The sequence below is a fragment of the Arthrobacter globiformis genome, from assembly GCF_030815865.1.
GTDB classification, from domain to species: domain Bacteria; phylum Actinomycetota; class Actinomycetes; order Actinomycetales; family Micrococcaceae; genus Arthrobacter; species Arthrobacter globiformis_B.
The window spans coordinates 1314283-1326900 of sequence record NZ_JAUSXI010000001.1 but is presented as its reverse complement, the minus strand read 5'-3'; the positions used below and the strand labels follow the sequence as shown (position 1 = coordinate 1326900).

The 12618-nt window shown below is 66.1% G+C and carries 10 protein-coding genes and 1 pseudogene; 7 read left to right on the top strand and 4 right to left on the bottom strand.

What is annotated here, in order from left to right:
- Positions 1 to 156: 156 nt before the first annotated feature.
- Entirely contained in the window at positions 157 to 1017 is an 861-nt protein-coding gene (locus tag QFZ33_RS06170; protein ID WP_307025771.1) for a pullulanase X25 domain-containing protein, read from the bottom strand.
- A gap of 246 nt (positions 1018 to 1263) precedes the next feature.
- Here QFZ33_RS06170 and QFZ33_RS06165 point away from each other — a divergent pair, with 246 nt between their 5' ends.
- Complete coding sequence (locus QFZ33_RS06165) at positions 1264 to 1563, top strand: hypothetical protein (protein WP_214847635.1); 300 nt, start codon at positions 1264 to 1266, stop codon at positions 1561 to 1563.
- Between the two features lie 146 nt (positions 1564 to 1709).
- On the opposite strand, the gene QFZ33_RS06160 is transcribed toward QFZ33_RS06165, so the two are convergent.
- A complete protein-coding gene (locus QFZ33_RS06160) occupies positions 1710 to 2009 on the bottom strand; it encodes a DUF2630 family protein (protein WP_307025769.1) in 300 nt (99 codons plus the stop codon).
- Positions 2010 to 2319: 310 nt separating this feature from the next.
- On the opposite strand from QFZ33_RS06160, the gene QFZ33_RS06155 reads away from it, so the two are divergent.
- From QFZ33_RS06155 to QFZ33_RS06145, 3 genes and pseudogenes are all read left to right on the top strand, one after another.
- The gene (locus QFZ33_RS06155; RefSeq protein WP_214847625.1) at positions 2320 to 3213 is read left to right on the top strand and encodes a glucose 1-dehydrogenase; all 894 of its coding nucleotides are present in this window, start codon (positions 2320 to 2322) and stop codon (positions 3211 to 3213) included.
- Positions 3214 to 3440: 227 nt separating this feature from the next.
- Positions 3441 to 4417, top strand: a pseudogene (locus QFZ33_RS06150) (aldo/keto reductase).
- A gap of 58 nt (positions 4418 to 4475) precedes the next feature.
- Entirely contained in the window at positions 4476 to 4814 is a 339-nt protein-coding gene (locus QFZ33_RS06145; RefSeq protein WP_307025767.1) for a DUF6457 domain-containing protein, read from the top strand.
- Between the two features lie 42 nt (positions 4815 to 4856).
- Here QFZ33_RS06145 and QFZ33_RS06140 read toward each other — a convergent pair whose 3' ends face one another.
- On the bottom strand, positions 4857 to 7160 hold the full coding sequence (locus QFZ33_RS06140) for an FdhF/YdeP family oxidoreductase (protein WP_307025765.1): 2304 nt from the start codon (positions 7158 to 7160) through the stop codon (positions 4857 to 4859).
- A gap of 220 nt (positions 7161 to 7380) precedes the next feature.
- Between QFZ33_RS06140 and QFZ33_RS06135 the strand changes: the two genes are divergently transcribed.
- Complete coding sequence (locus QFZ33_RS06135; protein ID WP_307025763.1) at positions 7381 to 8190, top strand: CPBP family intramembrane glutamic endopeptidase; 810 nt, start codon at positions 7381 to 7383, stop codon at positions 8188 to 8190.
- 85 nt (positions 8191 to 8275) lie between these two features.
- Positions 8276 to 8659, top strand: coding sequence for a hypothetical protein (locus QFZ33_RS06130; RefSeq protein ID WP_307025761.1), 384 nt, complete (start codon positions 8276 to 8278; stop codon positions 8657 to 8659).
- On the opposite strand, the gene QFZ33_RS06125 is transcribed toward QFZ33_RS06130, so the two are convergent.
- Positions 8656 to 9624 carry an adenosine deaminase gene (locus tag QFZ33_RS06125; RefSeq protein ID WP_307031695.1) on the bottom strand — a complete coding sequence of 323 codons (969 nt, stop codon included), beginning with the start codon at positions 9622 to 9624 and terminating at the stop codon, positions 8656 to 8658. The two genes, QFZ33_RS06130 and QFZ33_RS06125, sit on opposite strands and share 4 nt — an antisense overlap.
- Before the next feature lie 185 nt (positions 9625 to 9809).
- Between QFZ33_RS06125 and QFZ33_RS06120 the strand changes: the two genes are divergently transcribed.
- Positions 9810 to 12494 (top strand): excinuclease ABC subunit UvrA, encoded by a 2685-nt coding sequence (locus QFZ33_RS06120; protein ID WP_307025760.1) that lies wholly within the window; start codon positions 9810 to 9812, stop codon positions 12492 to 12494.
- The last annotated feature ends 124 nt before the right edge of the window (positions 12495 to 12618 follow it).

Sequence of the window (12618 nt, the reverse complement as noted above, 5' to 3'; positions counted from 1 at the left end):
CACCTCGGTCTCGACAAGCTCGACCAGCGGACCAGGCTCACCTCGGTCTCGGCAAGCTCGACCAGCGGCACGGGTCTCGACGGGCTCTAGCGGCGGGTCGGGAACAGCGAAGCCCCGCTGCAGCATGTGCTGCAGCGGGGCTTTGGCCGGACAGGATCAGTTGACGGTGATGTCCCGCGTCCGGTGGTCGTAGCGGATGGTGAGCTGGCCGCCGGAGTGGTGCAGTTCGTGGTTGGCGCCATCGAATGCGCCGAACGCGCCGTAGTTCTCATCCCAGGAGCGGTTGAGTGCGATTTTGAAGTTGTAGTAGCCGGCCGGGATTTCAGCCGAGAGCTTCCACAGCTGCTCCAGCTCGTCCAGCTTCATCTGCGATTCGTCGTACTGCGGCGCCCAGTTCTCCGGAGCTCCCAGCAGGGTGTTGAAGTCGCCGGCCACGGCCACTGCGGCGGGCTGGTCGATGGTCGTCGTGGAGTCTTCGACGGCGGGAGCCAGCGCTTCAGCGTCGGCCTCTGCCTTCTTGCGCACAGCATTGGCTACAGGAGCTACTGCGTCCTCGATCAGCTTGGCCGCCTTGTCGACAATCTTCGCCGCCTTGGACGGAGCCTTCTCAGCCTCTGCCACCTCTGCCGCGGCCGCCGGCTTGGCAGGTGCGGCCACCGGAAGGGGCGTGTCGGCAGGGACCGGAGTACCGGCGTCGAGCGCTGCCGAGAAGCTGGCCGCGTCCGGGAAGGCGACCGTTGCGCGCTGCCCGTCTTCGGTGATGGTCCAGCCGGAGCGTCCCTTGACGAGCCAGCCAGCCTTGACCAGCTTGGCCGTGGCAGTGGTCAGTGATTTGTGGCCACGGGGAATGCCGCCGCTGAGGAGTTCAGCTTCGTAGGCGTTCAGCGGCACCCGAACGAGCGCTTCAGCCAGCACGGCGCCGGCGTTCTGAGAGTCACCGGACAACACCCCCTCTGCCAGAACGTCCAGCACGGCCTTAAGGCGGATGTTGGTGTTTTCGGCGGCAGTCTTGCGCATGGTTCCCCTTACAGAGCGATTGTTCCCACAGTAGTTTGCCAAGAGCTGGGCGAATCTGGCGACTTTGCCCGGTAAACATTGTGTGTCGTGACCGACTATGACGAGGATTACACCTGAAGTGAGCGTTAAGTCTCGGTTTTCGCTGGCCCGCAGGGGCTACTTTCCCGACCCATTTTCCGGCTCATTTCCCGGCATCGGCGATAGAAAGTAGGCTTACCATGAAGACCGAGGCACCAAACGGAAGGGATGAGTTCAGTGAGTGAACACAGCAGCAAGGCAGACGGGTTTATCGTTCCGGACCCTTCAAAGCTCCGCGATGACGTTCCCGGCGACGCCGGTGATGACGCCAACGCCATCCGTTTTAGCGAGGAGCAGGCGCTCATCGAGGAACAGTCGCACGGCATCCGCCCGGAGCGCTACAGCGTCCCGTCCGGCGGACCGACCATGGAGGAAGCCCGCGGCAACATGGACCTCTCCGACGACACCGGCGACTCGGCTTCCGCAGACAGCAGCGACGACGGACTGCACAGCGGCCAGGAACAGTAGCTGCCGGTACTACCGGACGGCGGCAACAAACCGCCAGCAATGGGGAAGGGCGGCTACTAACCCGGCCGCCCTTCCGTGCGGGTGGAGACGCACTTCTCGCCGCCCTCTTACTGCCCTGGGCCCCTCTTACTGCACTGGCCCCCCTCTTACTGCACGTAGCCTTCCACCTCATTGACGGGACGGGCATCCGCCTCATTGGGGTCCTCGCCCGCTTTCCACTTTGCCCGGCGCTGGCGCAGCAAATCCCAGCACTGGTCCAGCGCTTCTTCCACCTGCCGCAGGCGGGCACGTCGCTCATCCCGACCGTCCGCATCGTCGTCGGAAGCATCTTCTCCGGCGCCTCCCCCGCCGGAGCCGCTGGCGTGGCCCGACGCCGCAGGATCGCGGAGCTGATGCTCTTCGTCAACCAGCGCCTGGATGCGCTGCAAAATATCTTGGTTGTCCATCGCCTACACTCCCTCGTTACCGCGTCGTGGATTGCCTTTGCGGAAGCGCCGCTAGCAATCGCGGCGCGCCTGACTGGGCTGGGACTGCCAGCCTATTCAGGCGATGCGGTACGCGGAAGGGGTGGCCGTCAACCCTTCACCGCAGCCGCCCTGAGCAGCCCGCGTTGCGCAGTCCACCCAGCTGACCACTGGCGGCATCGCCGCAGTCTCGTTAGGGTGGACGGTAAGCATGCTTAGCATTTTCCCGATGCCAGCACCGCCCGGACCTTGATGTTCCTGTCCGCGTTCAACACCGCCACGGAGGAGAACCATGACCGACCAGTACACCTTCAAGAACCCTGTCACCGCTTACGAGCACATCGAGCCGCCCAAGCAGCACCAGCCCGAGCCCGGCCTGGACGCCAAGCTTGAACCCAAGGCCGACCTGGGCGAGGACACGTACCGCGGCACGGGTCGCCTCGATGGCAGGAAGGCAATCGTCACGGGCGCGGACTCCGGCATCGGCGCAGCGACGGCGATCGCCTTCGCCCGGGAAGGGGCCGACGTCGTACTGTCTTACCTTCCTGAGGAGGAGGAAGACGCGGCAAAGATCGCGAACCTTATTGAGAAGGCCGGCCGCAAGGCCGTGAAAGTCCCCGGCGACCTCAAGGACCCCGCTACCTGCCAGAAGCTGGTGGACACCGCGCTGCAGGAACTGGGCGGACTGGACCTCCTCGTGAATAACGCCGGCAAGCAGGTGGCGCAGGAGGACATCGGCGACATCAGCGACGAACAGTTCGATCACACGCAGAAGACCAACGTGTACGCCATGTTCTGGCTCACCAGGGCCGCGGTACCCCACCTTCCCGCCGGCTCCACAATCATCAACACGACGTCGATCCAGGCCTACAACCCGTCGCCGACCCTCCTTGACTACGCCACCACGAAGGCGAGCATCAACAACTTCACCAAGGGACTTGCACAGCAGTTGGCGCCGAAGGGAATCCGGGTGAACGCCGTGGCTCCCGGGCCGATCTGGACACCCCTGCAGGTCAGCAGCGGCCAGCCCAAGGAAGCCCTGCCCGAGTTCGGCAAGGACACACCCCTGGGCCGGGCCGGACAGCCCGCCGAACTCGCCCCCGCCTACGTGTTCCTGGCCTCGGCGGAGTCGAGCTTCGTGGTCGGCGAGACCCTGAACGTCAACGGCGGCAGCCCGACGCCGTAGCCGTTGTTCCCGGCGCCGTTGCGGGTCTGGACAGCGCATTTCTGCACCACTTTAGAAAACAACACCGCCGCCAGCCCCCCGGGAAACCGCGTCAGCATGCGGGAGACCCGGGGCCGGCGGCGTTTCGGCGCCACGAAAGTGGAGCAAAAGTGCCGCAAGCCGACTTATAGTGGCGACTACACCGCACCTCCCTGAGCCACTCCCGCAACCTACCTGAGGAGAGCCCCATGGAATCCCGCACACTTGGTTCACTTTCCGTCTCCAGTCTCGGCCTCGGCTGCATGGGCATGAGCGAGTTCTACGGAACCGGCGACGACAGCGAGTCAATCGCCACGATCCACGCCTTCCTGGACGCCGGCGGTACCCTGCTGGACACCGCGGACATGTACGGCCCGTTCACCAACGAGTTGCTGGTGGGCAGGGCGATCGCGGACCGGCGCTCCGATGTGGTCCTGGCAACGAAGTTCGGCAACGAGCGGCGGGAGGACGGTTCCTGGGTGGGCATCAACGGCCGCCCCGAGTACGTCCGCTCCGCCTGCGACGCCAGCCTGCAGCGGCTCGGAGTGGACCACATCGACCTCTACTACCAGCACCGGGTGGACAAGACCGTCCCGATCGAGGACACCGTCGGAGCGATGGCAGAGCTCGTCGAGGCTGGCAAAGTCCGGCATCTGGGGCTGTCCGAAGCCAGCGCTGAGACCATCCGCAGGGCACACGGCGTCCATCCGATAACTGCGCTGCAGACCGAGTATTCACTCTGGGAGCGGGAGCCGGAGACGAAGGTATTCCCCGTGCTGGCCGAGCTGGGAATCGGTTTCGTGCCCTACAGTCCCCTGGGCCGGGGCTTCCTCACCGGCCAGTTGCGCAGCCCCGACGACTTTGCTGCGGACGACTTCCGGCGGCACTCTCCGCGCTTCCAGGGCGAAAACTTCACCCGGAACCTGCAACTTGTTGACCGGGTGAAGGAACTCGCAGAGATGAGAAGCAGTGCAGTCCGGCGCAGCTCGCTCTGGCCTGGCTGCTCGCCCAGGGCGAGCACATCGTTCCCATTCCCGGCACCAAGAAGCGCGAACGCCTGGCCGAGAACCTGGGCGCGGCCGCCGTCGAGCTTTCAGCGGAGGACCTTGCCCGCCTTGACGAACTTGCCCCCGCGGGCGCTGTCGCAGGGGCGCGCTACCCGCACATGGCCTCGATAGACACCTAGAATCCCCCCTCCGCGCCCGCTAGGAGCGGAGGCAAAAACGAGCAAGAAAGGAAGTCCAATGACGGGCATTACAGAGGGCGCCGGCGGCGCCGGAGCCACAGACCAGGACCTCGCCCAGTGGAGCCAACGGCTCATCCAGGCGCTGCAGATCCTGGATCTCAAGGTGGACCAGCAGCTGGTGGCACGCCTCTCCGATGAGTCTTCCCGATCGGTGAATGGGCAGGCAGGGCCCATCACAGCCCTGCTGGTCGGCTACGCCGCCGGGCTCGCGGCGAAGGACGGCAGCGGGACGCCGCAGGACGCGGTGCAGTCGGCGGCCGACGTCGCCCTGCGGCTGTGCGAGCACGGAACCGAAGGCGGCCCGGACAGTGAGGGCTGGTCAAGCACCGCCCAGTGACCCCGGACCCCGGAAGAGCGCCCCCTCAGGAAGCCCTGGGCGTCACCCGGTCTCCGCGCTGGGCTCCAGCCGCACAAGCACAGCCTTGGACGCCGGCGTGTTGCTCCCCTCCGCGACGCTCTCCAAGGGCACCAAAACGTTGGCTTCCGGGTAGTAGGTGGCCGCGCAGCCGCTGGCCGTGGGATACGAAACGACGCGCAGCTTCCTCATCACCCGCTCCACGTTGTCCTCGTACACGCCGTGGATATCCACGAACTGGCCGTCACTGAGGCCAAGCTCGGCGATGTCCTCGGGGCTGACGAACACCACGTCCCGGCCCTTCTTGATCCCGCGGTAACGGTCGTTGTGCCCGTAGATCGTGGTGTTGAACTGGTCGTGCGAACGGACGGACTGCAGGATCAGCGTGCCCGCGGGCCGCTCGATGCTCTCCAGATGGTTGACCGTCAGCATGGCCTTGCCGGTGGGCGTGGTGAAGGTGCGCGAATCCCTCGGGCCGTTGGGCAGGACGAAGCCGCCTTCCTGCCGGATCTTGCTGTTGTAGTCCTCGCAGCCCGCCACCACATGGGAAATGTGCTCCCGGATGAGGTCGTAGTTTTTCTCGAACCCTACCCAGTCCGCGCTGGATTTCCCCTCCACCGTCTCGCGCGCGATTCGGCAGACTATGGCCACTTCAGACAACAGGTTCGGCGCAACAGGGTCCACCCTGCCCGCCGAGGGATGCACTGCGCAAACAGTGTCCTCCACAGAGATGAACTGCGGACCGGACTCCTGCAGGTCGATTTCCGTGCGCCCCATGGTGGGCAGGATGAGGGCTTCCCTGCCCGTCACCGTGTGCGAGCGGTTGAGCTTCGTGGAGATCTGAACAGTGAGGTCGGTGTTCTCCATGGCCGCCTCGGCAGCATGCGTGTCCGAGATGGCGGCCACCAGGTTCCCTCCCAGTGCCACGAAAACTTTGATCCCGCCGTCGCGCATTCTTCGGATGGTTTCCACGGCGTCCGCGCCGTGCTCGCGCGGCGGGTCAAAGCTGAACTCCTTGCCGAGGGCGTCCAGGAAGGCGGGCGGCATCTGCTCCCAGATGCCCATGGTCCGGTCCCCCTGAACGTTACTGTGCCCGCGGATCGGCGAGGCGCCGGCGCCGGGCTTGCCGATGTTTCCGCGCAGAAGGAGCAGGTTGATGATCTCCTTGATGGTGGCCACAGCCTTCTTGTGCTGGGTGATCCCCATGGCCCACGTGATGATGACCCGGTCCGCCTTCAGATACCGGGCAGCGAGCTCGTCAATCTCGTCGCTGCGGAGCCCTGTCGCTGCGAGGACCGCGTCGTCGTCCAGCCCGTCGAGATGCGCTCGGAGTTCGTCCAGGCCCTCGCAGTGCTGCTCAAGGAACTCATGGTCAAGCACGGTCCCCGGATTTTTCACCTCGGCGTCAAGGACCCGCTTCGAGATGGCCTGCAGTAATGCCATATCGCCGCCCACCCGAATCTGCAGGAACTGGTCTGCGAGGTCTGTGCCGTGGCCAATGATGCCCTTGACCTTTTGCGGGTTCTTGTACCGCAGCAGCCCGGCTTCCGGCAGCGGGTTGACGGCCACAATCTCGGCGCCCGCCTCCTTGGCTTCCTCCAGCGCTGTGAGCATGCGTGGGTGGTTGGTGCCCGGGTTCTGACCCATGATGATGATGAGCTGCGATTTGGCGAAGTCGTCGTAGGTGATGGTGGCCTTGCCGATGCCGATGGTCTGGCCCATCGCCCAGCCGGACGATTCGTGGCACATGTTGGAACAGTCCGGCAGGTTGTTGGTGCCGAAGGCCCGCACGAACAGCTGGTAGATGAAGGCGGCCTCGTTCGACGTCCGGCCGCTCGTGTAGAAAGCGGCCTCATCCGGCGTTGCCAGGCCGTTCAGCTTCCGCCCCAGAATCCCGAAAGCCTCGTCCCAGCTCACAGGCCGGTAGTGGTCCTCCCCCGCCGGCTTGTAAACCGGCTCCGTGAGGCGGCCCTGCATCCCGAGCCAGTACTCAGTTCTCTGGCGCAGCTCGCTGACGGGATGCTCCGCCCAGAACTCCGATTCGATGACCACGGGCGTGGCTTCCCAAGTGACGGCCTTGGCCCCGTTTTCGCAGAACTCAAACGTCTTGCGGTGGTCTGGGTCCGGCCAGGCGCAGCTCATGCAGTCGAAGCCGTGCTTCTGGTTCAGGGCCAGCAGCGTCTTCTCTGTCCTGCTCAAGCCCATGTGTTTGATGGCTGGCTGCAAGGAGTGGAGGACGCCAGGGATGCCGGCCGCCCACTCCTTCGGCTTGCCTACTTCGAGGTCTTTCTCGTCTGTCTCTTCCACGTCTGGGTTCTTGCGCGGCATGCTGCACACTCCTTGACTCGCCATCGTCCCGGTACTGCTGACCGCGGCATCATCGCCGCGGTGTTGCCTCCCTCACAGGACTAGCAGTTATGGAAGATGCCTGCAAGCATTTGGTCTCCTGACGCCGGGCCGGGCGGTCCTGCCACTAGCGTGGCAGCGCAGACGGGGCGGACAATTGGTGCACCTGCAGGAACTGTTTGGAGCCGACATGCGCCGACGAATGGGTTGGCTAAAACACCACAGGCTTCTGGCATTCTTTGTCCTGGCCTACGCAATTTCCTGGGCCTCGTGGCCTCTCTACGCGGCCGGGCTTGTGACGCGAATGGAATTCCTGCCGGTGGGTCCGCTTGCCGGGGCTGTCATCGTCATAGCCCTGACGGAGGGGCGCCCTGGCTTCCGCGCCTGGGGGCGGCGGCTGGTACGGTGGCGCGTCGGTTGGATCTGGTACGCCGTTGCTCTTCTGCTCCCTGTAGTCCTCGTCCTGGTCACGGGCTTCATCAACGTGGCACTAGGCGCCGCCGCCCCGGGCCTCGAACGGCTGACGTGGAGCGGGCTGATGACCGTATTCGCCGTCCGGCTGGTGAATCCGCTCGACGGCCCACTCGGCGAAGAGCCCGGTTTCCGCGGCTACGCCCTCCCTCTTCTCCAGGCATCGCGCCCACCGCTATTGTCCGCGGCGATCCTCGGCGTGCTCGTGACGCTGTGGCACCTGCCGCTGGTTCTCTTCGGCGGGCTCAGCATGATCGGTCTGCCGACGACGTTCGTCATCACCTTCCTCTACGTGTGGCTTTTCAACCGCACCGGCGGCAGCGTCCTCCTGACCTTTCTGTTCCACAACAGCCAGGGCACCTTCACCGTCGGATCCTTCGGCTTCGCCGCAGCCGCCGCCGGCCGCGCCGAGCTGATCTACTTCTTCGTCGTCGTGCTCGCGGTGCTGGCCACCGTGGTGCTGGACCGCAAGGCCTGGCGCAAAGCACCGCGCTCGGCCACCGCCGTCCGGCGTTTCCCGCTCGGATTGCGTCTCATGTGAACGACGGCGGGTGGTTGCCGCCGGGCGAACGGCGCCGGTGGCCCAATCAGGACCGGCTATTCCCATCCACGTCAGGACTCTCGACATGTCTGGAAACATGTGGTTCGACGGCTTCGCCGGCCCTTGGATTTCCGACGTCGCCCCGGGCGCGATCCTCGCCGGATGGTCCGGAATGCTGGCCGTCGGCGCACTATCCAGCTACATACTCTTCGCCTTGGGCTGGATGTTTTTTGGCATCGCCGGCTGGCGCTCGGGCATGTTCCCCGTGTGGATCGGCGTGGCATTCGTGGTGGCCGGATTCATTGGCTACAACGCCGGGCTGCCGCCCTACGGGCTCCCCATCGGGCTGGTCATGGCGGCGCTGGACTGGTGGATTATCCGGACGGGCGCCCCGGCGCCGACTCCACGTGGCTCCACGGCCGGCGGCCCGGCCGACTCCGCACCGCCGAGTGCCCCGCCCGAAGCCTAGCCCGACAGCTCGGCCAGCAGCTCGTGTTTCCGCTCCTCACTGGCGAAGGACGACCTGATCGAGTTCGCGGCGAGCCTCACCCGGTCAAATTCGGACAGGCCCAGGACTGACTCCAACTGGGCGAAGTTGCTGTCCACATAACCGCCGAAGTACGCCGGATCGTCCGAGTTCACGCTGACGTTGAGCCCGGCAGCCAGCATGGCCGGCAGCGGGTGGGCGGCCAGCATGTCCACGGCGCGGAGCCGGACGTTCGACAGCGGGCATACCGTCAGCGGCACATGGTCATCGACCAGCCGCTCCACGAGGTCCGGGTCCTCCATGCACCGGATCCCGTGGTCGATCCGCTCCACGCCCAGTACGTCCAGCGCTTCCACGATGTACGACGGCGGGCCCTCCTCCCCCGCGTGCGCAATCTTCCGCAGGCCTGCTTCGCCGGCCCGGGCAAACAGCCGCGTGAATTTCGACGGCGGATTGCCCACCTCTGCGGAATCCAGGCCGATGCCGGCGATCGGCGCGTTCATCGCAAGAAGCCGCTCCAGGACCTCGAGCGCCGAGTCCTCGGACAGGTCGCGCAGGAAGGCGGCGATCAGCAGCGTCGAGATGCCGAACTCCTCCTCAGAGGTGGCGAGCACCGAGGCTACGCCGTTCACGCAGGTCTCCAGGGCGACACCGCGCGAGAGGTGCGCCTGCGGATCCATCATGATTTCCGCGTGCCGCACCCCGGCTGCTGCAGCCCGCTCCAGGTAGGCCCGGGTCATGTCCGCGAAGTCCTGCTCGGTCCGCAGCACGGCCATGTTGGCGTAGTACAGGTCGAGGAACGACTGCAGGTCCGTGAACTCGTACCGGCTGCGCAGCTCATCCAGGTCCGCGTACGGCAGCTCGATCCCGTTCCGCTCAGCGAGCGCAAAGATCAGTTCCGGCTCCAGCGTCCCCTCGATGTGCAGGTGGAGCTCCGCCAAAGGCATCGGCGACGGGGCCGCCACCAGCTCCTCTTCAGCTGAAAGCGCAGTTTGCTCTGAAAACCCAGTTTGATCGGAAGGCGCAGTTTGACCTGAAAGAGCAGCGGGATCGACCGGTTCGGCGGCGGCGTCGTAAGTGTTCACCCCGACAGAATAGTCCCCGGACGGGCTATGCCCGTAGAGTCGAACAGATGCGGACTGAAGAGTATGCTGACCCCCTGGACGATCTGGACTGGAGCCTGGAAACCGGCACCGGTGCCCACCATTCTGCTGACGGCTTTGTCCGGGTGCGCGGCGCCCGCGAGAACAACCTTCGCAACGTGGACGTGGCCGTCCCGCGCGACGCGATCGTCGCCTTCACCGGCGTCTCGGGGTCGGGCAAGTCCTCCCTGGCGTTCGGGACCATCTACGCGGAAGCCCAGCGCCGCTACTTCGAGTCCGTGGCGCCGTACGCCCGCCGCCTCATCCAGCAGGGCCACAATCCCAAGGTGGAAATGATCACCGGGCTGCCTCCCGCCGTCGCGCTGCAACAGCGCCGCGGCACTCCCAGCAGCCGTTCCACGGTGGGAACGGTGACCACGCTGTCCAACTCGCTCCGCATGCTGTTCTCCCGTGCCGGCAGTTATCCGGCTGGCGCCAGCCCGCTGGACTCGGACGCCTTCTCGCCCAACACGGCCGCCGGGGCGTGCCCCGAGTGCCACGGCCTCGGTGTGGCGCATACCGTCACCGAAGCCTCCCTGGTGCCGGACCCGTCGCTGAGCATCCGGGAGGGTGCGGTCGCCGCCTGGCCGACGGCATGGCAGGGCAAGAATCTGCGCGACATCCTCACCCACCTGGGATACGACGTCGACACCCCCTGGCGGGAGCTGCCCAGGAAGGACCGTGACTGGATCCTTTTCACTGACGAGCAGCCGGTCGTGGAAATCACGCCTCAGCGCGACCGTGTGGCCAAGCCGTACAAGGGCAAGTTTTGGAGCGCCAAGAGCCACGTGCTGCACACGCTGGCCGACTCGAAGAGCAACACCATGCGCGAACGGGTGCTCCGCTTCATGGAGACCGGCCCCTGCCAGCGGTGCAGCGGCAGCGGACTCACGCCGGAGGCCTTGGCCGTGACATTCGCCGGCAGGACCATCGCCGAGCTCAACGCAGTGCCGATGGCCGAACTGGCGGACATCATCCGCCCCACGACAGAGCTGAAGGACGCCGGCACCGCGTCCCGCAAGCTGTCCTCCGGCGAAGACAACGAGGTGGCCGTGGCCGTCACGCGTGACCTCCTCCAGCGGATTACGGTCCTGCTGGATCTGGGGCTCGGCTACCTTGCCCTGGGCCGCTCGACGCCCACCCTCTCCCCGGGCGAAATGCAGCGCCTCCGGATCGCCACGCAGCTCCGCTCGGGGCTGTTCGGCGTGGTGTACGTGCTGGACGAGCCCTCTGCCGGGCTGCACCCTGCGGACGCCGAGCCCCTCCTGGCGGTGCTGGAGCAGCTGAAGTCTTCGGGCAATTCCGTGTTCGTGGTGGAGCACAACATGGACATTGTGCGCCGCGCCGACTGGCTCGTGGACGTGGGGCCGAGGGCAGGAGAGGGCGGCGGCGAAGTTCTGTACAGCGGGCCGGTGGCCGGCCTCGCGGCCGTCGAGGCTTCCGTTACACGCCCGTTCCTCGTTCCGGACGGTTCCAGGGGCGGTGCTGACGACGGCGGTATCACCGGCGGCGGTGACCGCACCGCCGGCACCGGCGAGCCTGACAGCAGCGTCCGTACCGGCCGCCGTCGGGAGCCCAGTGCTTGGCTGGAACTGAAGGACATCTCCCGCCACAACCTTCGCGGCCTCGATGCGGCCTTCCCGTTGCAGGTCCTGACGGCGGTCACCGGAGTGTCCGGCTCGGGCAAGTCGACGCTGGTCAGCCATGTACTGGCCGAAGTGGTCGGATCCGAACTGCACGGCAACGGCGAGGGTGCAGACGCCGCTGCCACCGAGCTTACGGGCGCCGAGCTAACGGGCACCAACGAAGACCAGCCCATGGTGGACGGCGGTCCCGGAGGCCCGCTGAGTGTAGGTATCGTGACCGGCCTGCACCACGTGGACCGGCTGGTGACGGTGGACCAGAAACCGATCGGCCGAACGCCCCGGTCCAACCTGGCCACCTACACCGGGCTCTTCGACGCCGTGCGCAAGGAGTTCGCCGCCACGGACGAAGCCCGGGCGCGCAGATACGGGGCCGGACGATTCTCCTTCAACGTGGCAGGCGGGCGCTGCGAGACCTGCCAGGGCGAGGGATTTGTCGCCGTCGAACTGCTCTTCCTGCCCGGCAGCTACGGCCCCTGCCCGGAATGCGGCGGCTCACGCTACAACCCCGAAACCCTTGAAATCACCTACCGCGGCAAGACGGTGGCCGACGTCCTGGGCATGACCGTGGACGCGGCCACGGAATTCCTGCAGGACGTTCCAGCCGCTGCCCGCAGCCTGCAGACGCTCCGGGAAGTCGGACTGGGCTACCTGCGGCTCGGGCAGCCCGCCACCGAACTGTCCGGCGGAGAGGCCCAGCGCATCAAACTCGCCACCGAACTGCAGCGCGCGCGCCGCGGCCACACGCTGTACCTGCTGGATGAGCCCACCACCGGGCTGCATCCGGCGGACGTCCGGCTCCTCATGGCCCAGCTGCAGCGCCTTGTGGACGCGGGAAACACGGTGGTGGTGGTGGAGCACGAAATGGACGTGGTGGCGGAAGCAGACTGGGTGGTCGACCTCGGGCCGGCCGGCGGGGACGCCGGCGGAGAGATCGTCGCGGCCGGAACGCCCGCCGCCGTCGCCGGTTCACCGGACAGCCGGACGGCGCCGTACCTGGCTTCCGCCCTAAATTTCCCGTCCGTGAGGTAACAGCCTGAGAGCTTCCCCGTTCCCGGTTCCTGTTCAGCTAGGCCTCCCGCTGCCGGGTTGAGCTGCCCTTAAATCGCTTGACTGTCAATAAAGATCTCGATTTGATAACGGCGTCCAACACCTT

Excerpts from the sequence above, each read along its gene's own strand:
- QFZ33_RS06170 (WP_307025771.1), bottom strand. The coding sequence starts at position 1,017 with ATGCGCAAGACTGCCGCCGAAAACACCAACATCCGCCTTAAGGCCGTG.
- QFZ33_RS06165 (WP_214847635.1), top strand. The coding sequence starts at position 1,264 with ATGAGTTCAGTGAGTGAACACAGCAGCAAGGCAGACGGGTTTATCGTT.
- QFZ33_RS06160 (WP_307025769.1), bottom strand. The coding sequence starts at position 2,009 with ATGGACAACCAAGATATTTTGCAGCGCATCCAGGCGCTGGTTGACGAA.
- QFZ33_RS06155 (WP_214847625.1), top strand. The coding sequence starts at position 2,320 with ATGACCGACCAGTACACCTTCAAGAACCCTGTCACCGCTTACGAGCAC.
- QFZ33_RS06145 (WP_307025767.1), top strand. The coding sequence starts at position 4,476 with ATGACGGGCATTACAGAGGGCGCCGGCGGCGCCGGAGCCACAGACCAG.
- QFZ33_RS06140 (WP_307025765.1), bottom strand. The coding sequence starts at position 7,160 with ATGCCGCGCAAGAACCCAGACGTGGAAGAGACAGACGAGAAAGACCTC.
- QFZ33_RS06135 (WP_307025763.1), top strand. The coding sequence starts at position 7,381 with ATGGGTTGGCTAAAACACCACAGGCTTCTGGCATTCTTTGTCCTGGCC.
- QFZ33_RS06130 (WP_307025761.1), top strand. The coding sequence starts at position 8,276 with ATGTCTGGAAACATGTGGTTCGACGGCTTCGCCGGCCCTTGGATTTCC.
- QFZ33_RS06125 (WP_307031695.1), bottom strand. The coding sequence starts at position 9,624 with ATGCCTTTGGCGGAGCTCCACCTGCACATCGAGGGGACGCTGGAGCCG.
- QFZ33_RS06120 (WP_307025760.1), top strand. The coding sequence starts at position 9,810 with ATGCGGACTGAAGAGTATGCTGACCCCCTGGACGATCTGGACTGGAGC.